The 22504-nt window shown below is 53.9% G+C and carries 20 protein-coding genes; 2 read left to right on the top strand and 18 right to left on the bottom strand.

Going from position 1 to position 22504, the window contains the following annotated elements; translation table 11 throughout:
• Positions 1–9 precede the first annotated feature (9 nt).
• Both B7994_RS04015 and B7994_RS04010 read right to left on the bottom strand, forming a co-directional pair.
• Positions 10–1053 (bottom strand): fibrobacter succinogenes major paralogous domain-containing protein, encoded by a 1044-nt coding sequence (locus B7994_RS04015; RefSeq protein WP_144063741.1) that lies wholly within the window; start codon positions 1051–1053, stop codon positions 10–12.
• 12 nt (positions 1054–1065) lie between these two features.
• Positions 1066–1500, bottom strand: coding sequence for a thioesterase family protein (locus tag B7994_RS04010; RefSeq protein WP_088637161.1), 435 nt, complete (start codon positions 1498–1500; stop codon positions 1066–1068).
• Between the two features lie 167 nt (positions 1501–1667).
• Here B7994_RS04010 and glgB point away from each other — a divergent pair, with 167 nt between their 5' ends.
• A complete protein-coding gene (gene glgB, locus B7994_RS04005) occupies positions 1668–3884 on the top strand; it encodes a 1,4-alpha-glucan branching protein GlgB (RefSeq protein WP_198957817.1) in 2217 nt (738 codons plus the stop codon).
• 100 nt (positions 3885–3984) lie between these two features.
• Here glgB and B7994_RS04000 read toward each other — a convergent pair whose 3' ends face one another.
• The 10 genes from B7994_RS04000 to B7994_RS03955 form a co-directional block, all read right to left on the bottom strand.
• Positions 3985–4974: a hypothetical protein gene (locus B7994_RS04000; RefSeq protein ID WP_144063740.1), complete on the bottom strand. Its 990-nt coding sequence runs from the start codon at positions 4972–4974 to the stop codon at positions 3985–3987.
• A 219-nt stretch (positions 4975–5193) separates the two neighbouring features.
• Positions 5194–5904 (bottom strand): hypothetical protein, encoded by a 711-nt coding sequence (locus B7994_RS03995; protein WP_144063739.1) that lies wholly within the window; start codon positions 5902–5904, stop codon positions 5194–5196.
• Complete coding sequence (locus tag B7994_RS03990) at positions 5895–6539, bottom strand: hypothetical protein (protein ID WP_088637158.1); 645 nt, start codon at positions 6537–6539, stop codon at positions 5895–5897. Before B7994_RS03990 ends, B7994_RS03995 begins: the two co-directional genes overlap by 10 nt.
• Before the next feature lies 1 nt (position 6540).
• Positions 6541–7224, bottom strand: a complete 684-nt coding sequence (locus B7994_RS03985) for a hypothetical protein (RefSeq protein WP_144063738.1) — start codon at positions 7222–7224, stop codon at positions 6541–6543.
• Positions 7225–7317: 93 nt separating this feature from the next.
• Positions 7318–10503 (bottom strand): carbohydrate binding domain-containing protein, encoded by a 3186-nt coding sequence (locus B7994_RS03980; protein ID WP_088637156.1) that lies wholly within the window; start codon positions 10501–10503, stop codon positions 7318–7320.
• A 99-nt stretch (positions 10504–10602) separates the two neighbouring features.
• Positions 10603–11337, bottom strand: coding sequence for a thioredoxin domain-containing protein (locus B7994_RS03975; protein WP_088637155.1), 735 nt, complete (start codon positions 11335–11337; stop codon positions 10603–10605).
• A 222-nt stretch (positions 11338–11559) separates the two neighbouring features.
• Positions 11560–12315, bottom strand: a complete 756-nt coding sequence (locus tag B7994_RS03970) for a fibrobacter succinogenes major paralogous domain-containing protein (RefSeq protein WP_158213069.1) — start codon at positions 12313–12315, stop codon at positions 11560–11562.
• Between the two features lie 147 nt (positions 12316–12462).
• A complete protein-coding gene (locus B7994_RS03965; protein WP_088637153.1) occupies positions 12463–14028 on the bottom strand; it encodes a peptide chain release factor 3 in 1566 nt (521 codons plus the stop codon).
• A 172-nt stretch (positions 14029–14200) separates the two neighbouring features.
• Positions 14201–14662 carry a 23S rRNA (pseudouridine(1915)-N(3))-methyltransferase RlmH gene (locus B7994_RS03960; protein ID WP_088637152.1) on the bottom strand — a complete coding sequence of 154 codons (462 nt, stop codon included), beginning with the start codon at positions 14660–14662 and terminating at the stop codon, positions 14201–14203.
• Positions 14663–14666: 4 nt separating this feature from the next.
• Positions 14667–15395: a metallophosphoesterase gene (locus tag B7994_RS03955; protein ID WP_088637151.1), complete on the bottom strand. Its 729-nt coding sequence runs from the start codon at positions 15393–15395 to the stop codon at positions 14667–14669.
• Positions 15396–15425: 30 nt separating this feature from the next.
• On the opposite strand from B7994_RS03955, the gene B7994_RS03950 reads away from it, so the two are divergent.
• Positions 15426–16022 carry a peptidylprolyl isomerase gene (locus tag B7994_RS03950; RefSeq protein WP_088637150.1) on the top strand — a complete coding sequence of 199 codons (597 nt, stop codon included), beginning with the start codon at positions 15426–15428 and terminating at the stop codon, positions 16020–16022.
• Positions 16023–16130: 108 nt separating this feature from the next.
• Here B7994_RS03950 and B7994_RS03945 read toward each other — a convergent pair whose 3' ends face one another.
• From B7994_RS03945 to leuA2, 6 genes are all read right to left on the bottom strand, one after another.
• A complete protein-coding gene (locus B7994_RS03945; protein WP_088637149.1) occupies positions 16131–16715 on the bottom strand; it encodes a hypothetical protein in 585 nt (194 codons plus the stop codon).
• A gap of 251 nt (positions 16716–16966) precedes the next feature.
• Positions 16967–18073 (bottom strand): glycosyltransferase family 4 protein, encoded by a 1107-nt coding sequence (locus tag B7994_RS03935; RefSeq protein ID WP_158213068.1) that lies wholly within the window; start codon positions 18071–18073, stop codon positions 16967–16969.
• Positions 18074–18085: 12 nt separating this feature from the next.
• The gene (locus B7994_RS03930) at positions 18086–19363 is read right to left on the bottom strand and encodes a pyridoxal phosphate-dependent aminotransferase (protein WP_088637146.1); all 1278 of its coding nucleotides are present in this window, start codon (positions 19361–19363) and stop codon (positions 18086–18088) included.
• Positions 19363–20349 (bottom strand): fibrobacter succinogenes major paralogous domain-containing protein, encoded by a 987-nt coding sequence (locus B7994_RS03925; RefSeq protein WP_088637145.1) that lies wholly within the window; start codon positions 20347–20349, stop codon positions 19363–19365. Before B7994_RS03925 ends, B7994_RS03930 begins: the two co-directional genes overlap by 1 nt.
• A gap of 26 nt (positions 20350–20375) precedes the next feature.
• On the bottom strand, positions 20376–20714 hold the full coding sequence (locus B7994_RS03920) for a hypothetical protein (RefSeq protein ID WP_088637144.1): 339 nt from the start codon (positions 20712–20714) through the stop codon (positions 20376–20378).
• 12 nt (positions 20715–20726) lie between these two features.
• On the bottom strand, positions 20727–22286 hold the full coding sequence (gene leuA2 / locus B7994_RS03915; RefSeq protein WP_088637143.1) for a 2-isopropylmalate synthase LeuA2: 1560 nt from the start codon (positions 22284–22286) through the stop codon (positions 20727–20729).
• Positions 22287–22504 lie beyond the last annotated feature (218 nt).

The raw sequence follows: 22504 nt of genomic DNA, 5'->3' as shown, positions 1-22504 counted from the left end.
ATTCCCAGTTCATTCCTGGGAATCCTTAATGCAACGGACGGAGTAACCGAAATTTTTATTGTCATCGTTTTTTGAATTGTGACAAGCGCCCACTTGTCCAAACTTGTAGACGTCATTCAAAGTCATAGCATACGCCGTCTCGGTATTATTCTCCGTTGAACTTCGATAAAAAACAAGGCGTTTCTCTTCTTCGAAAACCCAATTATGTGCCATTATTCCTGGAAACAGTGACGAGAACCCATAGGCATCCGTGGGCTCAGTGTTACTGTAAACCGACGTGGACTTGAGAACAGTGCCTGAATTTGACGAGCCTCCGACCGCCACAAACAGGTTTTCCCATTCCGTTCTCGATGGCAAGTGCCAGCCTTCGGGACAAACTCCTCGTACAGGATATGTCGGCGAACAGGTTATTCCATATCCGCAGCCTTTGCCATTTTCGCTCCATGTACCAGCACTATCCATGGCAGCACTCCACGAATAAAGTCGGCCATACTCGGCGCAGTATTCAACGGAATCCCTATAGCAATAACTCCGTATTGTCTCATAATTCAAGTTTTCAGCCATCCACCACTGATCGCCAATCTTCACAGTCTTATAAATCTGGCCGTCGCGAGAATCGATCAACTCTCCATACTCGCATGTATCCGTGCTATCGGTCTTGCAGGGCGTCGCCAATGTCACCGAACTAGACGACTTCGCAGAACTGCTGCTGGATTTAGCACTGCTACTGGACCCTTCGTCAGGCTCAGGGACCTTTGAGGAACTGCTCGTCATGGCGGCCTCAGAGCCGCCATCTCCCTGCTTTTGGCTGGACATACTTGTCTCGCTATCGCTCGAAGAAGATGACTTCGCTTTCCCGCTGGACGAAGACTCATCGTCGCAGTCCTTGCACACGCTCGACGACGAGTCGTCCGAAGGCCGGGTTACAAAATCGCTATCGTCGTCACCGCAGGCGAGAAAGAAAAACGCAAAGAAAAGCGCAAGTACAAGATGTATAGATCCTCGCCTACGCGAGGATGACGATAGTCCAGAATGACGCTGCAAGACCTTCATATTTCCCCTTCCCTACACCCCTTCGACGTACAACTTCTTCATCTCGTCGGTGATGGCCATGGGGCGGCCGCGGTTCAGGTCCACGAGCACCCACTGCGTCTCAGATTCAAAGATGACCTTGCCGTCGGACACGCGCTCGAACCTGCACTTGCGCAGGCTCGCTACACGGCCGTATGCCGCCACCCACGTCGTTCCGCGGATTTCATCGCCCAGAAAAGCCTGGTTCTTGTACTCCACGTGCTGCACGTGGATCATCCAGCCGGCGCCCACGCTCTTCATCAAGGCCGTGCCGCCGACAGAATCGGAATGGGCAATCGCGATATCCTGTATCCACTTGACCGACCACACGTTGTTAAAGTGATGGTTGTCGTCAATCATCTCGGGCGTCACCTTGAACACCTGTGTAAATTGCATCGGGTTCACAGTTTCTTCCATCGCAATAGCCATAATAACCTCCGGTACCCACAATCTAGAAAAGTTTCCGCCCAGCGCAGGGAATATTCAACGGGCCGTTGCAATTCCCGTTTAGACTATTCATTTCTTTCTCCTGTCCCTTCCCTATCGCATTTTTTTATATATATATATCTAAAAAAACTATTTACAAGCGAGATTGTATGGATTGGAACGACTTTACTAGCCTTACCGCAGAAAACATGCAGGCCATATGGAACTTTGACACAAGAGACCCGTTCTCTATTCTCGGCATCCACCCGCTCGAAACAGACAAGGGAATCAAGACCGTCATCCGCACATACCAACCGCAGGCATCCTTTGTTCGTGGGGAATCGTGCGACGGCGAAGTGGAGTTTGATTTTGTAAAGCTCGGCGATACCGGGTTCTTCGAAGCCATCCTGGACATGGACTACGAGCCGTTCTTCTACAACCTCATCATCAAGCAGGGCGACAAGAACGAATACACGCTGACCGACCCTTACGCCTTCCAGCCCGTTCTTAGCGAATTCGACCGCCACCTGATTTCTACCGGTACGCACTACGAGCTCTACCGCAAGCTGGGCGCAAACCTCGTGGAGCACCAGGGATTCAAGGGCGTGCAGTTCGCCGTATGGGCTCCGAACGCAAAATCCGTTTCCGTCGTCGGCAGTTTCAACAGCTGGGACGGCAGGCGTCACCAGATGCGCATGCTCGGCAGTTCGGGCATCTGGGAAATATTTATCCCGAACCTCGGCGAAGGCGAACTCTACCGCTTCGAGATTCACGGCGCCGATGGCAACCTGCATGTGAAGGTGGACCCGCTCGCAAAGCTCAGCGAAGTCCGCCCGGCAACCGCCTCCATCACCACTCACCTCGACGGCTACGAATGGGGTGACGACCTCTACATGAAGACGCACTGGGCAACGAAGGTTTTCGGATCTCCGATGAATATTTACGAAGTCCATGCGGGTTCCTGGAGGCGCGACCCGGCTAATCCCGACCGCTTCCTCAACTGGGACGAACTTTCCGAAACGCTTATCCCCTACCTCAAGGAGATGGGCTACACCCACGTAGAATTTCTGCCGCTCGCGGAACACCCGCTCGACGAATCCTGGGGCTACCAGGTGACCGGGTACTACTCCCCCACGAGCCGCTACGGTACGCCCGACCAGTTCCGCCACTTTGTGGACCTTTGCCACCAGAACGAAATCGGCGTGATTCTCGACTGGGTTCCGGCACACTTCCCCAAGGACGCTCACGCGCTTGGCCGCTTCGATGGCACCGCCTGCTACGAGCATGCCGACCCGCGCCAGGGCGAACATCCGCACTGGGGCACATACATCTTCAACCTGGGCCGCAACGAAGTCAAGAACTTCCTCATTGCAAACGCGATGTACTGGCTCAAGGAATTCCACTGCGACGGCCTGCGTGTGGACGCTGTGGCATCCATGCTCTACCTCGACTACGGCAAGGGCCCCGGCCAGTGGGTGCCGAACAAGGACGGCGGCAACATCAACTACGATACGCTCGAGTTCCTGAAGCACCTGAACAGCATCATGGGTCGCCTCACGCCGCACGCCATCCTCATTGCCGAAGAATCCACAAGCTTCCCGAGCATTACGCGCCCGCCGGAGCAGGGCGGCCTTGGCTTCCATTACAAGTGGAACATGGGCTGGATGAACGACTTCTTAAGTTACATCGAACACGAACCCATCCACCGCAAGTACCACCACAACCAGCTTACATTCAGCATGGTGTACGCCTACAGCGAAAACTTCATCCAGGTTTTCAGCCACGACGAAGTGGTGCACGGCAAGGGTTCAATGCTCGGCAAGATGCCCGGCGACAACTGGCAGAAGTTTGCGAACCTGCGTCTCACCTATGCCTTCCAGTATGCGCACCCGGGCAAAAAACTCAACTTCATGGGCAACGATTTCGGCCAGTTCCGCGAATGGAACGAGAAGCGTTCGCTCGACTGGCACCTTATCAGCTGGGATAGCCACGGCAAGCTCCTCCAGATGATGAAGGTCCTGAACCACCTTTACAAGGAAAACGCGCCCTTCTGGGAAATCGACCACTACTACACCGGTTTCGAGTGGATCTGGTGCGACGACGCGGACAATTCCATCGTGAGCTTTGTTCGCAAGGACGATCACGGAAACCAGATTCTGTGCGTGTTCAACTTCACGCCGGTGGTCCGCAACGACTACCGCCTTGGAGCCCCGACTCGCGGCGCCTGGAAGGAAATCTTCAACACGGATTCCGAAATGTTCGGCGGTTCCAACGTCGGGAACTTCGGCGAAGTCTGGACGCAGGACATCCCGTGGCAAAACCGCCAGTGGAGCCTGAGCATCCAGTTGCCGCCGCTTGCAGCCGTGTACTTCAAGCTCGAACGCTAGTTTATATTCCCCGCGAAGGCGAGGATCTAACTTAAAAACGGTTCAGTTCAACTGAACCGTTTTTTTTGACGCATAAATCACTCAAGTCCTTACAACAAATCTACTTTTTCGCTTCGGGATACTTGTATTCAAACTCCTTGTATCTTGTTTCGAGCAATACAAAGGATACCGTCATGTAGAAATTTGCGCCCGACGAAATATCAAGAGGGCCAGCTCCCACATTCCTGATGCCACTTCTGATGCGTAACCCAAAACGGGCAGAACCTGTAGTATTAACGTACATGTCCACTAATGCGCCAGCCCCGAACACCGGCGAAAGCGCATCCTCGAAGGTGTCCTCATCCCACCTCAGTTCGTTAATTCCGAGGCCTATCCCGGCATAAAGCCGCAAGAAGAACCTATCCGTATGGAATACGGTCGCACCGACATCGACACCAAAACCACCACCGGTAAAGTTCAATTCTTCTTCGCCAGTATATCTATTCAAATCAACAGCAAGCCGCAATTCAAAAAGGATGTTGTTGCGAACATAATCCAAATCCGCAGTAACCCCCAGACCATCGTCAAGACGTTTCGACACATCGCCGAGCATCATATTGTACGATACGCCCACTGCGGCACACGCATAGCTTTCCAAGTCGTAGCCTTCCTTGTGCCAGAATCTCTGGACAAGATAGCGCAACTGATTTTCGTTGGTCAAGTCGTCGGTATACTTTTCTATCATCTCGCTCAATTCCTGGCGCGAGACGTTCATGCAACGTGCAATCACAATTCTTGCAAAGGCGCGGTCGCTTGCATCTGGAATCGGCGCCAGCAAGCCTTCAAGTTCCCCCGAAACCATCCGCTTTCTAAAATACGCCTTCAGCGCATCCCCAAAGCGGTCATAGTTGCTGGGTGAAGATTCATACTTACTTACGGAATCCACATTGGCAATAAACGCATAATCCTTTTCCAAAAAACGTACCAGAATAACTTCGTTATCGTGAAACAAATCCTTGGAATATCCCACGCTGTCAGCAAAAGCCGCTGCATCACGCTCTATCTGCACAAGCTGTTCAACACAATCTTTTTCGAGAGCTTCCGCCACCATCTGTCGGAATTTCTGATTTGCCCTGGACAAGGCGACGTCCTTTTCTAGGTCAAAATCACCAGCGGCAAAAGCCGTTGTCGAGATTAAGAAAATAAAGAGCAACGAGCAGAACACCCTTCTGCAATTTATACAAACTTGCATAGCCCCAATATACAAAAAGCCCCGCCGCTCGGCGCAGTGTACTTCAGGCTGGAACGGTAACCGAAGTCAAAGACAAAACTACGGCAAGTCGAAATGCTCTAGCGGCAATTCAGAAGCATCCAACTTCAGGGGCTCATAGCCCTTGAAACCCTTGACATTCCTGTGGTACGTGATGGTATAGACCGGCATATCCAGCGGGAATACCATCTCGTTAATAAAGGTTCCATGTGCAGGCGTACCAACGCTCCTTTCCTCGAACTCCGCATGAATTTTCTTCGATTCCTCCGGCGTCAGTTTCCGTTGAACGACAGCAGGGTCCGGTGTTTCCAAGAGCGAATCGCCGGAATAATAGATGTGCAATTCCTTGCCAATCACCTTCGTGAAAACCGCCCTGAAGAAGGCTTTGTCAACAAGATAGTCTATCTTATTGACATCGTGCCAGCCGTCTATTCTCCAGACGCATTTCGCATCGAAGGTTCCCTCCTTCGAGGGTTCAATCGACACGCCGACATCTCCGCACAATTCCATCGGAAGGACCCGTTTCTTTGCGTTCGTCCCGTTGACAGCGCCGACAAGCAGGTCCTTGTTCCCGTAGCCATCCCGCAGGTACAGGTTCTCGTTTGTACGTACCACCACACCGAGTTCCCAAAAGAACTGCAACTTCACGTTTTCCGATGTCAGCAAGCCCCGAGCCGGCGTAAAACCGTCACGGATATTCGTGCGCGGCAACAGCACATAGCACGAGGCAAGCGAGAGCGTTATCAACAGCAGGAGGATTCTCATTCGCATCTCGCGGCCCTCCTGTTGAAAAGCAATGCATCCAGCTTTTTCAGGCCCTGCTCAACAGCATCCAGCGGGTAGTTTAATTTCTGCGACCCGATCCGGAAATCCCTGAAGGCAAAATACTGCACCCGCTCCCCCTCCTTCTTGTAACCGAGATAGAGAGGCATCTGCAAAGTATTGACCTCGTAATGGAAAGCTTTTGCGGAATCCGCCTTCGTGGGGATTATTACCGGGAAATCTGCCAGCGGCAAGCCCTCGATTTCATCATACGATGCAGAATCAAGCGTAAAGCGCTCCACGCATTTTTCAAAATCACTGTAGCCCATCAGGCCTTCGCGCTCCCTGAGGTACGCCTCGGGGTTACGCCAGCGCGATTCCTTCTGGCTGGGCTTCTGGTACAGCACAGCCTCCCCGCCTTTCGCGACAACAATCAGCCGGAGAGAATCTCCCCTCTCGCGGAAAATATAAAGCCCGTCGCCGTCCCAATCGATTTTTGCCTGCGAGAAAATTCCGTCTAGGGCGTTCTTCCTGAAGTTCACGCTAACCGGGGCATCCTTCTGGCCCTCCGGCGCAAAGAACCACGAAGTCTCGGCGCAGGCAAGCCCTGCCATCAGGAACATTATAGCCACAAGCCTGCGCATATTAAAACCCCTCAAGCGAACATTCGTATCCATTACACACAACCTTGCACACGCCCGAAATTCTTTCCAAGGTTGCCTTTACGCCCTTGTACAGCGTAAAATAATCCTTGATGAGTTCCTTCGGTTCGAACCACCGTTCAAGATAATACAGGTGCAATACATCTAGGAACGTGCGGTTCTGATTTTCATCTACGCGTACAATGTGGAGTCCGCCTTCTTCGGCACCGCCCCAGGCCCCCACAATAGACATGCTGTTCCTTTCGAAGAACGTTTTCATCAGGGCTACGAGTTCCTCGGGAAATTCAGTCTTCTTCTTGCAGGCCTTTTGCAGCTGCGGGTGCATCTTTTCAATCGATTTTTCCCTAGCCTGGAGAGTATCCGCCGTCCACTGGTCCATATAATATCCCGAAACTAGCGCCTGCATGAAACTCACCTCCGCTTCATTCCCGGACAACGGCAAATACGCAAAGAAGGTTCCGCGCACCTTGTCATCGTACATGTAATTTCCGAGGACAATGTAATACCCCGGTTTTGACATGCCTATCGGCTCGCCAAAGTACAATTCATGCTTTCCGGAAGGGACCGTTCCATACCCGGTCGAGGGCGCAAACCTGCAAATGCACCCGTCCGTATAGCAGGAACAGAAGCCTTCGGCACAGAGCACAAGGAGCAACAGGCAAAACACCTTTCTGCAATTTATACAAACTTGCATAGCCCCAATATACAAAAAGCCCCGCCGGGGATTCCGGCGAGGCGATTTTCGTTCGCGCTTTAGCGATTACTCAATCGTGATGAGCGTGATGGTGCGCTTGCCGACCTTGATCGGCTTGCTCACGTCAACACCCTTCTTGGCCTTCTTGGACGGATCGTTTGCCCAGCCTTCCTTGAGCTTTTCGGAGCTCTTGTCAAGCGTCTGGACAGTGGCCTTGCCCTTGAAGCCCGGAATATCGAGCTTGAGTTCGTAGTCGCTGTACGGGCTCTTGTTGATCACGAGGAGGCTCTTCTTCTTGCCGTTCTCGGTGTAGTAGGTCGTGATGAGCGATTCCTTGTCACCGGTAATCACGGTCTTGAGGAGCTTGCCGCGGAGAGCGTCAGAAGCCATCTGGAATGCCCAGAAGCTCGGGCGCGGGCAGTTCATGCAGTCTTCTGCAGAACGGGTCAGGTAACCGTAGTCACCGCCTTCCGGAGTGATGTCGTTGTGGATGTCCCAGTACTGTGCGTTGTCCACGTTTTCGGTGGCGAGCATAGCGAGGTAGTCAGCAACGAACAGGCCGTTTTCGAGAGCGATGGTCTGCGGACCCGGGTTGAAGTCCACGGAGTTCCATTCGGTGAGCCAGAGTTCGAACTTCTTGTCCTTGTTGAAGTGCTTGGTCCACTTGTCCACGAGCTTGTGCAGGCGGCTGTAGATAGGCACGAGGTCCTGCGGGGCGCTGAGCATGGCGAAGTCATTTTCTTCACCGAAGTGCTGCGGGTAGTGGTGAACAATGATACCGTCGGCAATGTCACCGGTTTCCTTGAGCACGTTGTCGTTCCACTGGCCGTCGAGAACGCCGAGCACCGCCACCTTGATGGTCGGGTCAACCTTCTTCATGGCTTCGATGAACTTGCGGGCGCGCTTACCATAGATGGTACCGCCGTCCTTACCGTACTTTTCGTAGTACGGGTGCCAGTTACCGTAGACTTCGTTACCGATTTCCCAGTACTTGATGCCGGCCTTCTTGTCGATGTTCGTGTGCTTCACCCAGGCAGCGGCTTCCTGTTCGGTGCCGGAACCGAAGTTGACAGTGAACATGGCGTTGGAGCCGGTCTTCTTGAGCCATTCGAGGAATTCGTCGGTATCGACCATCCAGTCGTGGTTGTCGAGGATTTCCTTCCAGTGGTCGTCATCGGCACGGAGACCACCCGGGTAACGGATGATGCCGTGGTTGATGCGCTTCACGAAGTCGCGGGTCTGGACCTTGAACTTCGGATTGTCAAGCATGTCGCCATCCCAGAGGGCAGCGTTGATACCGAAGAGGCCGCCCGAGATGTTCGGGTTGATCACGTCGCCGGTACCCTTCACGTCGACCTTCACGACTGCCGGACGAGCGGCAGCCTTGACTTCGCGCTGGTTGGTGAGCTTGATGTTATCGATTTCGAAGCTACCGTTAGAGCCTTCTCCACCCGGTTTGAAGTCGATAGAAACGACGTTCTTGAGGTCGAACACGCCGTTTTCCTTGGCGTTAGGCGGCTGGTAGTACGGGAACTTGCTGAAGGTGCGGAACGGCACGATCACAGTGGTACGGCCACGCGGCACACCGGTGTTGGACACGAAGAGCTCGTTGCCGGCGTCACCGACCTGGACCGTGATGGACTGCCATGCACGTTCAGAGTAGACGTCGAACATAATGCCCCAGTGCTTGGTCCAGTCGCGGAGCTTGGCATCGTGAGCGGCAGTGTTCTTGGTGAAGTCAAGAACGAAGTCCACCCAGTCAGACATTTCGAAGTGCTTGATGAAGAGGGAGTTGCCATCGAGCTTGGAGCTCTTGTACGGCATCTCGATTTCGGCCTTGGACTTCGGGCCGAAAGACGGTTCCCACTTGTCCTTGGCAAACTTGCCTTCGAAGTCAGAGATAATCAGGTCAGCTTCCTTAGACTTCCAGTTGTCCCACTTGATATCCGGGTCAACCCAGTCGATGGTTTCGGTAAAGGTGATCTGGTCCACAAAGATGGTCACAGGAGCCGGCTTGCCCGGTTCGCCCTGGTTTTCACCCTTGCCCACGGAGAAGCGGATTTCCTGAATCTTGTTCCACTGCACGTCCTTGGCGACTTCGGCCTGCTTGTTAGCATCCCAAGCCTTACCCTTGTCGACGAACTTCTTGAGAGGAATCTTCACGAGCTTCCAATCCGTGCCGACCTTGGCGCCAGCAATCCAGTCGTTCAGGCTGACCTTGGTCTGGCTCTTGATGTCGTTGCCCTGGTTGTCGAGGATACCGACGTACACCTTTTCGCCGCCGAGCTTACCCTTGATCCAGAAGTAGAGACCGCCCTTGTTGCGGACCTTGGAAAGGTCGATGTACTTGCCTTCACCGAGCGAGTAGGTCACGCCGGACCAGTCGTTGTTATCGATGTAGAGGGCGAGCACGTTCTTGTTGCCCGGGGTCTTGGACTGAGCTTCGCGCTGGGCAGAAAGGCCACCGTAGCTGTAGCTGAAGCCCTTGAGGCCGTCGGAGTAGAACGTACCGTTAGCCACCGGCTTGACCTTGCCGTCGAGCTTTTCGGGGTTCTTCGGGCCGTCGATGACGTCGTTGTTTTCATCCCAGTAGACAATCTGCTTCTTCGGGGCAGCCTTCTTGTTGCCCTTCACGATTTCGATGTTGTCCACCCAGATTTCGAAATCAGATGCGCCGCTCTTGTCGATGGAGAAACGGATTTCTGCAATCTTGTCCCAGTCGATACGGGCCGGGAATTCGGACTTGCGGGTGTTGTCCCAGTAGAGACCGCGGTCCGGGAAGTCCACGAGAGGAATGGAAACCTTCTTCCAGTCCGTCGTGACGGCACCGCCCTCGATGTACTTGTTCATCGGGAGCACGACCTGCGTCTTCTTGCCGTCGCTAACTTCTTCATCAAGGAGACCGACCTTAACGGCTTCGCCGCCATGCTTGCCCTTGATCATGAATTCGACCTTGGAATCAAGCATGTACTTGTTCAGGTCGAAGAATTCGTTGTACAAGCAGATAGATGCACCGGAGTATTCCTTCGGGTCCAGCTTGATGTTCAGGGCGGCCTTGGACTTGTAACCGCCATCCTTCGTGATGGTCACGCCCTTGCTGGTGCCACCGTAGGAGTAGTCGAAACCACCCGGACGATACTGCTCGTCGAAGAACTTGTAGACGACCGTCTTCGGCTTCTTCGGCTGAGCCATTGCAGCCACGCTAGCACCCAGAAGGATGAGAGACGCGACTTTCAATGTTTGCTTGATCATATTGTCGTTCCTTGTTTGTTGTTTGTTTCTCTTGAATTTAAACTTTTATCAAATAATTCGAAGGCGCGCCCGCGAAAAATGCGTGCACGCCTGAAAACACTACTTGGCTTCCTTGAGCATCTTTTCGACCAGGTCCGGAGAGAAGCGGTCCTGGCGCTTGCCGTTGATGTAGAAGTTCGGGGTGCCCTGCACGCCGACCTTCACGCCCAACTGGAAGTCCTTGTCGATGCGGGCTTCCATGGCGGAATCGAGAACCATCTCTTTCTTGAACTTTTCGACGTCGAGGCCAATTTCGGTAGCGATGGCAATGTAGGTGGAGTCGGAGAGTTCACGGCTATGCGGAGCGAGAGCGTAGCGGAATTCCCAGAACTTGCCCTGGTTCTGCGCAGCGATAGAAGCGGCGGCAGCAGCCTTGGCATTGGAGTGGAAGCTGAGCGGGAAGTGCTTGTAGACGAACTTGATCTTGTCCGGGTACTTCTGGTTGAGTTCCTTCATCACAGGAGCGATGCGGGAGCAGTACGGGCACTGGAATTCGGTGAATTCAACAATCGTGAGCTTCGGGTCCTTGGTGTTGCCGAAAATCGGGCTGTTGTCATCCGGGATGTCCCAGACCTTGTTGTCCGCTTCCATCTCGGCGCGGGCCTGGTCGAGCGAAATGCCACGCTTGTCGAGAGCATAGACAATGACGTCGAAATCTTCCTTGAGCTGGTTGAAGTTCTTCTCAAGAGAATCAAGGCGGGCCTGCTGGTTGAAAGAACCACCGGCAGAAGCCTGGTTGCAAGCTACGAGACTAGCGGCAAGAATTGCCATAGCGACGATTGTAATACGTTTCATGTTGTTCCTTTTAGTTTAAACAAATAATCCGGCAGGCGAAGTCCGCCCCCATTTTGCAGGAAATATATAAAATATGGTTACGACGCAGCGGTTATTATCCACCAGTTACAAGAAGCGGCGCCGTCTAAACAAGAAGCAACGCCATCTAAACGGCGCCGCCCATTGGTAAACGAAAATTTACACCCCGTTTCCCGAAAAAAGAAGCGAAAAACGCAAAAAAAATTATTTCTTCAAGCAACGGATTGGGAACCAAGTTCCACTTCTTGTACCGTTTTGCCAGACAGCGACATCAGAATAATCCGAAATGCCCAATATGAGGACTTTTCCGAATTCATCGTCGGAACTTGTCCAGAAAGACGTGCCGTCATATATATCCATAAATCCGTTATAATCGTCGCAATCTCCTGCTGGAAGCACCGTAAACGAAACTGCATCTAGACCATCTTCCCTATACCAGCCCGAGGAAGACCGCAGCATCTTACCCGCTATTTCCGCGCCACCAACGGCCTCTAGCAGGATATCGAAATCCTCTTTCGACGGCAATTTCCACCCTGCCGGGCATACCGTATCCACATCAGGCCATTCATACAGGCGTCCAAACTTAGCACAGTTGACTACATCATGGTCATAACATAAGCTGGTCTCTGTTGCGTAGTTCAGGTTTTCGGCCATCCAAGTCTGCGAACCGATCTTAACCGTCCTGTAGTTCATCCCATTACGGGAATCAAGAATTGAATCCACCTTCACGCTAGGCAGTTCGAATGACGATGAGGACGGAACAGAATCCATCGAAGACGACGATATTAGCAGTACCTTGTTACTGGATGACGATATCGAACTTGAACCTTTTTCATCAGCGGGCTGACTATACAAGCCACTGGACGTTTCCGTCTCGACAGACACCGGTTGCGGCCCATTACCTTCAGTAGGACTGCTCGACCCGTTATCACCACCGCAGGCCGCAAGAAGGAAAGCCATTGTTGCAGTGGCATGGCAAAGGAAACGCCGGAAAGAAACCTTTTCCAATAACATAAAAGACCCCTTTTTTGTAAAACTATATTTTTTTACAAAAAAAAGATGCTCCCGGTTTAAGCCGGGAGCAATACCGTCGAAAAAATACGTTTTTTAGCCCTGCGAGGTCTCCGCGAACTTCAGGTTCTCGTAATTCTTCATCGCGAGGTTCAAGCGGTACTCGTTCGGGAACAAGCAGACAAGGTTACGCTCCTTGTCCATCATGCAGTCCATCGCGTATTCCTCGGCGAACTTGCCCATGTCCTTCTCGGGGCCAGACACCCAGCGGATTCCGTGAGCGGGCACGCGATCCAGCGACACATCGGCGCCGTATTCGCTCTGCAGGCGGAACTTGAGCACGTCGAACTGAAGCTCACCCACCACGCCAATCACGGGGATAGCAGACTTGAGCGGTTCGTAAAGCTGGGTTGCACCTTCTTCGGAAAGTTCGGCAAGGCCCTTCGCCATCTGCTTAGACTTGAGCGGGTTCAACAAGGTAACGCGGGCGAAGTGTTCCGGAGCGAAGTCCGGGATGCCCGTGAAGTTCATCTTCTCGCCGTCGGTCAGCGTATCGCCGATGCGGAAGAGTCCCGGGTCGTTGATACCCACGATATCGCCCGCCCAGGCGTGGTCGATGACTTCCTTGTCCTTCGCGAGGAACGCCGTCGGGGCAGCCAGGCGGATGTCCCTGCCCGTACGCACGTGATAGACCTTCTCGCCGCGGGTAAAGCTACCCGAGCAGATGCGCAGGAATGCCGTACGGTCGCGGTGCTTGGGGTCCATGTTGGCCTGAATCTTGAACACGAACGCGCTGAAGGCATCTTCATCCGGCTTGACCGGGCGCTTGTCGGTCTCGCGCACCATCGGGGGCGGCGCAAGCTTGGCAAAAGCGTTCAAGAGCTGGCGCACACCGAAGTTGTTCACCGCAGAACCGAAGAACACGGGGCACATCTCGCCCTTCAGGAACTTCTCGTGGTCGAACGGGTCCATACCGCCAGTGACCATCTCGTATTCTTCCTTGAACTGGTTCACCCAGTTCTCGCCGCACATTTCCACGAGGCGCGGGTCATCCGGGCCTTCCATCTGGATGATTTCCTGGTGGCCTTCTTCCTTGTTGAAGGTGTGGAAGGTGTTCTCGGCGATGGAATAGACGCCCTTAAAAAGCTTACCCACACCAATCGGGAGGGTGAACGGAGCCGTCTTGATGTGCAGAATGTTTTCAATCTGGTCGAGCAGGTCAAACACATGGCGGCCATCAAGGTCCATCTTGTTGATGAACGTGATAATCGGGGTGTGGCGCATGCGGCACACATCCATGAGCTTGATGGTCTGCTTTTCCACGCCGTTCACGCTGTCGATAAGCACGAGGGCAGCATCCACGGCAGTCAGGGCGCGGTAGGTATCTTCACAGAAGTCCTGGTGCCCCGGGGTATCGACGAGGTTGAACATGCAACCTTCGAACGGGAAGTTCAGCACGGAGCTCGAGACCGAAATACCACGCTGCTGTTCGATCTTCATCCAGTCACTCACGGTGTAGCTACGGTTCGCCTTCGCGCGCACGTGGCCCGCCTCGCGAATCACGTTCCCATACCACAGGAACTTCTCGGTAATGGTGGTCTTACCCGCGTCCGGGTGGCTGACGATGGCGAATGTGCGGCGTTTCTCGATTTCTGCGTTCATAAAGAATCCCGATTTTTACGCGCGCAAATATAGAAAAATGAAGGGAGATGGCGGGTCGAGCCCGCCATGACGATGATTACCTGTGAGCCACAAGCTCCATGCGTTAAGCTGGAGCGGTGGCGAGAGCACGGGCAAACCGGAGCAATTCAATACCCGAACTTAGCCCGTGCGGTCACCTGTGATGATATGGGTGGTTCTGCATCACCATCTGCACGCGGTAGAGCTGTTCGGCAAAAAGCACGCGGGCATGGTCGTGCGTAAACGTAAGTGGAGAAAGCGAAAGCAGCAAATCCGCCGTCTTTTTCAGGTTCTCGTCGATGCCGTAGGCCGACCCGATCAAAAACACGATATTCCCCGGGAAGCGGTCGCGGAGCGTGTCCGAGAGTTTCACCGTGTCCATAAGCTTGCCTTCTTCAGACAAAATAACACGGCGGTATTCCGACTTGGGAAATTTTTTCTCGAACAGGGCTGCCTCCTGGGCAAGCGACTGCAAGCGGTCATCCAGTTTTGATTCCTTCAGTTCCACCACTTCCAGCGGATACACTCCCCCACGCAGGCGTTTCACGTACTTGTCCACCTCGTCCGCAACGAACGGCGAGCCGGCCTTACCGAAAACTGCAAGAACCCATTTCATGGGGCTAGCGGCCCACACTCAGGCGTTCGATAAGGAATTCGGGCATACCGGCCTTTCGCATGCGTTCCTGCGTGCGGAAAACGTCGTATTCCACGCGGATAATGCGGACACACTTCGTCTCGGTATCGAGCAGGCACCAACTGGCACGGCAGTCGCGGTCACGCGGCTGGCCCACGCTGCCCACGTTCACCAGCAGGCGTTCCGTATTGGCAATGGTATATTCGTACTCATCGAGAATCTTGGGAATGGCCATCGGGCGGCTAGCCACGATCACGGGGCTATGCGTATGCCCGATAAAGCAGTACGTGCCGCGGAAATGGTCGAAGGCATCAAGGGCCTCCTCGAGATCGGTCACGTACACCCAGTCCGCCGGAGAAAGCGGCGATGCATGCACAAACGTAATGTCGTTTTCTTCGCGGATATACGGCAAAGCCTTCAGGTATTCCGCGGATTCATCGCTCAAGTGCGCCTGCGTCCAGTCGATAGCCTGCTTGGCATACGGGTTGAACCCTACGCTCGATTCATACTTGATAGCTACGCTATCGTGGTTGCCAATCAAGCACAAGTCCATATTGTCGCGGGCCAATTTCACACATTCGTCAGGGTCCGCACCGTAGCCCACCAGGTCACCCAGGCACACGCGCCTTTCGACCTTGTTATCTTCCATGGACTGCAGCACAGCCTCAAAAGCCGTTGCGTTGGAATGAATATCAGAACAGATTCCGTAAAGCATGGAGGAAAATTTAATATATTTGCCCCCCGTATGGAAGTCATCGAAGACAAGACCAAGGTCAGTATAGCCTACGTACTCATGGAAAAGAGCGGCCGCATCCTGGAAGAGATACAGCCAACTCACCCGTTCGTGTACATTCACGGCTACAACAACATCATTCCGGGGCTTGAAGCCGCCCTTGCCGGAAGGAAACTTGGCGAAAAATTTTCCGTCGATATTCCTGCCAACCTCGGGTACGGCGTATACCGCGACGACCTCATCATGAAGGTTCCCAAGTCGGAACTGCAGGAGGTCGGCGAACTCTGGATCGGAATGGAACTCGAGATGTTCCAAGACGATGACATCCGCGAATTCCAATTACCCGAGACACCCGACGAATTCATCGAAGACCTGAACCTCGACAAGGACGAGAGCGACGGCATCTATACGGTAAAGGAGATTTACCGCGATTCCGTACTCGTAGACGGGAACCACCCCTTCGCCGGCAAGGACCTCACGTTCGAGGTCGAGGTGGTCGCCATCGAGGAGCCGAGCTATACGGAACTTGAAACCGGGTTCCCCGACCAAGACGATTACGACAACGAGTACGACGAAGGATTCGACGACCGTTACGACGAGAAGTTCTAGACCGCAGGTTCAAAAAGCGTGAACATGACACGCGAGTCCTAGGCACATATAAATTAAAAACCCCTCGGCAGAGCCGAGGGATTTTTAATTTCGCAATTTTCCGCGGAATTAGGCTTCGTCAGCGAGTTCGGGAGCCTTCTTGATCACGTTGCGGCGGCCATAGCGGACCTTGCTCGGGTCGAAAGTCGTTTCGACCGGGGCAACTTCAGCAGCGGCAGGAGCGGCAACAGCGGGAGCGGCCTCGACTGCGGGGGCAGCCGGGGTTTCAACCGGGATACGCGGAGCGAGCGGGCGGCGGGCTTCGGCAGCTGCAGGAGCAGTAGCTTCGGCCGGCTTATTGAATTCGCGGCGCGGACGGTCGGGACGGCCTTCACGGCGGTCACGGCGCTGGCCACGATCAGAGCGCTGTTCGTTGCGGTCACGATTCTGGGCAGGCTGGGCCTGCTTGTCACCGCGAGCGTCCTTATTATTCTGACGATCCTTGCCATGGTCCTTGTTATTACGGTCACCGCGCTGAGCCATTTCCTGGGCACCGACGGGGCGGCGGGAATTCGGCTTCAAGTTCATGTCCGGGGTGAGCTTTTTAACAATCGGAGTATGGAGATTGTCGAGAATCTTGTTAACCTTAGTCAGGATAACGATGCTCAAAATCACTGCGACGAGCGACAGAGCAATTGCGATGTAGTTTTCCATCTGGGCACCTCATAAGTAAGGGTTGGCCACATCGGAAGGCTGGAAAAGACCCGCCGAAGGGGTGATTGCATGTGTGTGTTGTTTAGGGCCATCTTAATAGCGCTTCTATGGAAGCTTGACGGCCAGGAGGGCTCCTATCCAGCGGACCTAGTCCGGCTCAGGAAATTGGAGCAAGGCAGTTTTCGCCGCAACGATAAACCGCAAGGGGCAATCACGCGCGGAAATTTAACAAAATTTTCTGTCAAAAATCGCTAATTCAGCGCTTTTTCAATAACTTTTTCCATTTTTTCGGCCATAGCGTCCCAGCTCATGGTCAAGGCGCGCTCGCAGGCGTTGTGTTCGAGCTCGGAGAGGCGGTTCCTGTCGTGCAACACGGCCGCAGCCTTCTGGCAGAAGCCCTCGGGGTCGTCGTTCTCATACAGGAGGCCAGTCACGCCGTCCACCACGGAATCCTTGAGGCCAGCGACGTTGTTGCTCATCGAAATCGTGCCGCAGAGGTTCGCCTCGATGTTATTGATGCCCCAGCCTTCCTTGAAGGAGGGGTTGATGAACAGCGAAGACCTGCTCAGGAGGTCACGTTTTTCGTCTTCGGAAACGCGCCCGAGGAACTTTACGGAGTCACGCACGCCAAGCTTGTCCACCAGCTTTTCAAGCTCGCCGCGGTAGTCGCCACCACCGGCAACTTCGAGCACTATGCCCGGTACCAGTTCGCGGAGGCGCGGCATGGCGTTGATAACAAACTGCGCATTCTTGTACTTCATGAGGCGCCCCACATAAGAAATCACCGGAGGGTCAGCCTTCTTTTCGGTCGGGTGGAAGTACTCCGTATCGATGCCCGGCTCCACCACCTCGATCCACTTGGCCTTGATGCCCATGTCGACAATCTCGTCGGCAGTGCTCTGCGAAATGGCGAGGAAGTTCTCGTTCTTGTAGAAGAGCGCCACAGCACGTTCCATCAGGTACACGTAAAGCGCCATCGGGAAGAACGCCTCGCGGAAAATCGACTTGCGGAAAAAATGCATCACCATGTGGAGGCGCTTGACCTTCGTGTTGCAAGGCGTGAAGAACGGAATCTTATTCAGGTCTTCCACGATGAGGTCGTATTCGTGCTGATGCTTGCGGGCATAGCGGTGCGCCGTGTAGTTGAACAGGAACTTGTTGCCCGTGCGGATGGTGCGCATGCCGTCGACCACTTCTTCGGCAGGCAGGCCCTTCACGCTATGCGAAAGGACGGTCACCTCGTAGTTGCGGGCGTTGATGCGCTTGAAAATCTCGTGAAAGTACAGTTCGGCGCCGCCCGCTTCCGGGTTCTTGATGTCGCGCCAGTTGATGAGCAAAATCTTTTTCTTGTCAGCCACGATAAAACCTGTTCAATTTCCGCGTGTAATATACAAAATTCTCTCCACCGCTTCCTTAAACAGCGACGGTTCCTGCAGGAGCGAGATCACGACCCAGCCGTCTTCATCGAAGTCGAAGAAGAACCCGGGCTGCACCAGCACATGCTTTTCACGAAGCAGGCGGAACGTGAGTTCCTCGTCATCCTCCCCCAGGCGGATAACCGCATACCAGCCGCCGAGAACCTCAGGGCAGTACTTTGCCGGGAAGGATTCACGCAGGGTCTGCCAGTTTTGCTGCAGGCGTTCCTTGACGCGGGCCTCGTAGGCGGCAGACTGTTTGAGGAGCGAAGTCCCCAGCGCCTGTGCCGGAGCGGATACACTCAGGTACGCATCTTCCACAAACTCGAGGGCCGCACGGATAGGTTCGAACTGTTCTCGCGGGGCATAGAATGCCATCCAGCCCAATTTGAGTTGCGGAGAACCCACAGCCTTGCTGAGGCCGTTCAGCCAGAAAATGGGGCACTTGGGACCATCAGAATTCGCAGAGTCTTCCTGAAGAGAGGCTTCGTCGATGCGATAGGACCCATACTCCCAACTGCGCTTTACTTTGTCAGAGAAAGCATAGTCGCCAAAAACTTCGTCCACCACGAGAATCAAATTGTTCTCTTCACAGAAACGGACCGCTTCGTTCCATTCCTCGCGCGAGATGCAATGGCCCGTCGGATTATGCGGTGAAACGAGCAGCAGAATTTTCGCTTTCTCGGGAGCAGCCAGCAGGCTGTCGGTATCGAGTATGAATCGAAAATCCACGCCCGATGTCATCCCCGCGCAGGCGGGGATCTTTTTTTTATTCTCCCGTTTAAGACTTAAAAAGTACGGTGCACATTCCAAATGTTCTAGCTGCGCTAGCGTATCAAGCAGCGGGTAGCCCGGCATCGGCGTGAGGATTACGTCGCCCGGGTCGCAGAATGCCTTGAACAAGACGCTATAGGCCTCGCTCGTACTCGCGGTAAGGATAATCTGGCCCGCATCAAAGTTGCCACCACGTTCGCGGTAATATTCCACCACCGCCTCGCGCGCAGACTTCCAGCCCGCCGCATCCGGATTCCAGCAACCGAAATCCTTGCGAGATTCCTCCACCGCTACATCCATGTCAATCGGCAAGCCCGCCTTTACTGGCGAACTTACCGTCATGTCGATGAACGGGAGCCCACCCTCGGCAGCATCCTTTTTCGCACTCGCCTTTGCGCGTTCCAGTTCGGCAAAGAACGGCGACGGAGAAAGATCTTTAGGCAAGCGGGAAGAAAGCATTAGTCCTCGTCCTTAATGCAACGAACGGAGTACGCGCGATTAGCGCCATCATCGTCGTAGTAACTAAATCCCGCGTAGAAATTAAGGTACAAATAAAAGGCAGTAGAGGTTGAATTTCCATTTTGTACCGGAGTAGAACTCCAAAACAGCGCATTATCGCCCAAGTATTTGTAGTATGTGAGGCTGTCATTAAAGAGACCTGCAGGTCGAACAGAGAATCCGTAAGCATCAGTACACCCAGTACCGCAACTGCTCCATTCATCGACAGTCATCAATTTTCGCTTAGCATCCTTACCGCCTACGGATTCATAAAGAACATTAAATTCCGTCCGTGTAGGCACATGCCAACCCTGAGGGCAAACACCCTGCACCCTCTCAGCGGGATTGCAACCGTGAATATACCCGCATCCTATGCCGTCATCGCTATAAACAGCAGCACTGTCCATCGCGGCACTCCACATATACAAGCGACCATATTCCTCACAATTCGAAAAATCATTTTCATAACAGAAACTGGAGGAATCCAAATTAGCGGTCGGCCACAAATAAGCAAAATTCAGATTCTCGGCCATCCACCACACATCACCAATTTTCACGGTCTTGTAGGATTGTCCATCACGGTCATCAATCAAAGTTCCATATTCGCAATCGTCAAAGCCCTCGCCTCTACAAGGTTCCACATAAGCCACGCTTATACTACTGCTATACGAACTAGAAGAAATTTCGGAACTGCTACTAGACACCCTTGTCTCGCTTGAGCTCGACTGCGGTGTGACCGACGAAGAAGACCTCACACTCGAAGAATACCTGTCCGAAGACGAGGATGATTGGGTGGAAGAAGACGAAACATCAGACGAATCCGCTTTAGGGCGCGCCAGGAAGACATCGCTTTCATCGTCTCCGCAAGAGACAAGCATTGTGCAGGCAAAAGCACCGACCAAGGCCAGCAAATTCCACGGAGACAACCTTAAAATTGATTTCACCATTTCTCCTCCTCTTTACAACAAAAAAACTACTTCTTGCGTTTCAGCATGCTTGCGAGCGCCACCGCGATGAGGATGCCCGCAGGGAGCACGACTGCAATCGTCAGGAGAATCAACTTCTGGAAATCGGAAAGGCCCTTGAGCGACTGCTTGAAACTCTTGAGTTTGGCAAGCAATCCGGGCTTGCCGCCGGAAGTGGAACCATCGGATTCCTGGCCCAAATCTTCGGAACCCGCGAAAGCCTCCCCCTTCGGGATCATCGCGAGCAACTTCGACGCCGATTCCTTGACCGGCCCTACAAAGCCTTCCACCTTGGAACGGTACTTTTCGTAGTGCTTTTTAAATGGGCGTTTCAGTTGTTCGAGCATGGAGACTCCGGATTATTTCTTGTACAAGAGGTTCACGCCGCCGAAGATGGCGCGCATGTTGGCCTTGAGCGTATCGCTAGAGACGCCGCGACCTTCCACCTCGGCTCCGTTCGCCTTCAGCTGCACGCGGCTAAGCCCGCGGCCCGCCCACAGCTTGTCCTTCTCGGGCACCACGAGCTGGCGGTATTTGACGAGTTCCACCGGCATGCCGATTTCGCGCATGAGCATGAGGGCGGCCTCGATCGGGCCTTCCGCCGTAATGGACCTCACCAGCGGTTCGCCGTCCTTCTTGAAGTGGAAAATGAAGCGGTTCTCGTCGGGGATGACCTCGATGTTGTTGAACACCAGGCGGCCGTTCACGTTCACGCGCTGCTCGCGGAACACGTCCAGCACGCGTTCGGCGCTGAGTTCGCCTTCCTTTTCGCTGCAGGCCTTCAACACCGGCTGCAGTTCGGCGGCTTCGGCGAGCGTCATCTTGTAGCCGAACTTCGTGATAATCTCGTACACGGCGGTACGCCCGCTCTGGCTCGTGAAGCTCAGGGCGTCGTTCTGGTGGCGGCCGATGATGGAGTAGTCGATGGGGCGGTAGGCGCCCTTCTTCATGTCCTTCGTCTTGGAGGCGCCATCCTGGTGGATGCCGCTACGGTGCACGATGGCTTCGGCACCGATCAGCGGAGCGCGGGAGTAAATGCTGATACCCGACCACTGGGAAATCAAGATGGCCGTTTCGTAAATGCGTTCCATGTGCAGGCCGGTCTCTACGCCGGAATTGTGCAGAGCGACCGCGACTTCGTAGAAGTTCGTGTTGCCGCAGCGTTCACCCAGGCCGTTCAGGGCAACTTCCAGCTGGGTTGCGCCAACAAAGAAACTTTCGACCGTGGCGGCAGTCGCCATGCCCAGGTCGTTGTGGCAGTGCACCGAAATCGTGATGTCCTTCGGCAGCGCCTCGTACACCTGCTTGATCTGGTTCACGTACAGCAACGGGCGGTAGCGTTCCACCGTGTTCGGCAGGTTGATGGTCGTCGCACCGGCTTCGACCACGGCCTTCAGCACGTCAATCACAAAATCCATGTTCTCGAGGCAGTCACCGAAATGCTCGGCACTGAATTCCACATCGCCCTTGTCGCCCACGAGCGACTTCGCAAACTTCACGCAGTGAACCGCCTTTTCCTTGACCTGTTCAGGGGTCAGGTGCAACACGTGCTCCATCGAGAGCTGGCTTGTCGCAAGGAAGATATGGATTCGCGGGTGCGGCGCAAACTGAACCGCCTCCCAGCAGCGCTGGATATCACTTTCCACACAGCGGGCCAGGCCCGAGACAACCACGCGCTTTGCCACCTCGTCGCCTTCCTCGGCCATCTTCGCGGTGAGCTGCGCCAGTTCCTTGCACGATTCAAAATCCATCTCGGACGAAGCCGGGAAGCCGACTTCGGCACCCTGCACGCCGAGTTTGAGCAGCTGCAGGTAAACGTCCTTTTTCTGGGCGTTGTTCCAGGGCTTCGGGAGCGCCTGGTTGCCGTCACGCAGGGTGACATCGTAAAAGAAGGGTTGTCTTGCGTTATTCTCGTTCATTTTTTATCTCCTTGCCGGCTTCCATGCGCCGCAAAGTTCTTTTTCCTGTTCAAAAATAGCATTTTGCCATAAAAAAGAACCCGCTTCGTCACGGAAGCGGGCCCTTTAAGTTAATTCCTATTCAAAATGAAATAGCCTAAAACCTCGCTCCGTGCGCGATGCAAAGTAGAAGTCGAAGGTTAAGGATCTTTCTCATGCTATAGAATATACAAAGTTTC

This window comes from Fibrobacter sp. UWR2 (assembly GCF_002210285.1).
Lineage (GTDB): Bacteria > Fibrobacterota > Fibrobacteria > Fibrobacterales > Fibrobacteraceae > Fibrobacter.
Note: the sequence above shows the minus strand (reverse complement) of the source record. Positions and strands in the feature narration are given on the sequence as shown.

What these genes read in the sequence shown, in the direction of transcription:
- B7994_RS04015 (WP_144063741.1), bottom strand. Translation starts at nt 1,053, where the DNA reads ATGAAGGTCTTGCAGCGTCATTCTGGACTATCGTCATCCTCGCGTAGG.
- B7994_RS04010 (WP_088637161.1), bottom strand. Translation starts at nt 1,500, where the DNA reads ATGGCTATTGCGATGGAAGAAACTGTGAACCCGATGCAATTTACACAG.
- glgB (WP_198957817.1), top strand. Translation starts at nt 1,668, where the DNA reads ATGGATTGGAACGACTTTACTAGCCTTACCGCAGAAAACATGCAGGCC.
- B7994_RS04000 (WP_144063740.1), bottom strand. Translation starts at nt 4,974, where the DNA reads ATGGTGGCGGAAGCTCTCGAAAAAGATTGTGTTGAACAGCTTGTGCAG.
- B7994_RS03995 (WP_144063739.1), bottom strand. Translation starts at nt 5,904, where the DNA reads ATGCGAATGAGAATCCTCCTGCTGTTGATAACGCTCTCGCTTGCCTCG.
- B7994_RS03990 (WP_088637158.1), bottom strand. Translation starts at nt 6,539, where the DNA reads ATGCGCAGGCTTGTGGCTATAATGTTCCTGATGGCAGGGCTTGCCTGC.
- B7994_RS03980 (WP_088637156.1), bottom strand. Translation starts at nt 10,503, where the DNA reads ATGATCAAGCAAACATTGAAAGTCGCGTCTCTCATCCTTCTGGGTGCT.
- B7994_RS03975 (WP_088637155.1), bottom strand. Translation starts at nt 11,337, where the DNA reads ATGAAACGTATTACAATCGTCGCTATGGCAATTCTTGCCGCTAGTCTC.
- B7994_RS03970 (WP_158213069.1), bottom strand. Translation starts at nt 12,315, where the DNA reads ATGGCTTTCCTTCTTGCGGCCTGCGGTGGTGATAACGGGTCGAGCAGT.
- B7994_RS03965 (WP_088637153.1), bottom strand. Translation starts at nt 14,028, where the DNA reads ATGAACGCAGAAATCGAGAAACGCCGCACATTCGCCATCGTCAGCCAC.
- B7994_RS03960 (WP_088637152.1), bottom strand. Translation starts at nt 14,662, where the DNA reads ATGAAATGGGTTCTTGCAGTTTTCGGTAAGGCCGGCTCGCCGTTCGTT.
- B7994_RS03955 (WP_088637151.1), bottom strand. Translation starts at nt 15,395, where the DNA reads ATGCTTTACGGAATCTGTTCTGATATTCATTCCAACGCAACGGCTTTT.
- B7994_RS03950 (WP_088637150.1), top strand. Translation starts at nt 15,426, where the DNA reads ATGGAAGTCATCGAAGACAAGACCAAGGTCAGTATAGCCTACGTACTC.
- B7994_RS03945 (WP_088637149.1), bottom strand. Translation starts at nt 16,715, where the DNA reads ATGGAAAACTACATCGCAATTGCTCTGTCGCTCGTCGCAGTGATTTTG.
- B7994_RS03930 (WP_088637146.1), bottom strand. Translation starts at nt 19,363, where the DNA reads ATGCTTTCTTCCCGCTTGCCTAAAGATCTTTCTCCGTCGCCGTTCTTT.
- B7994_RS03925 (WP_088637145.1), bottom strand. Translation starts at nt 20,349, where the DNA reads ATGGTGAAATCAATTTTAAGGTTGTCTCCGTGGAATTTGCTGGCCTTG.
- B7994_RS03920 (WP_088637144.1), bottom strand. Translation starts at nt 20,714, where the DNA reads ATGCTCGAACAACTGAAACGCCCATTTAAAAAGCACTACGAAAAGTAC.
- leuA2 (WP_088637143.1), bottom strand. Translation starts at nt 22,286, where the DNA reads ATGAACGAGAATAACGCAAGACAACCCTTCTTTTACGATGTCACCCTG.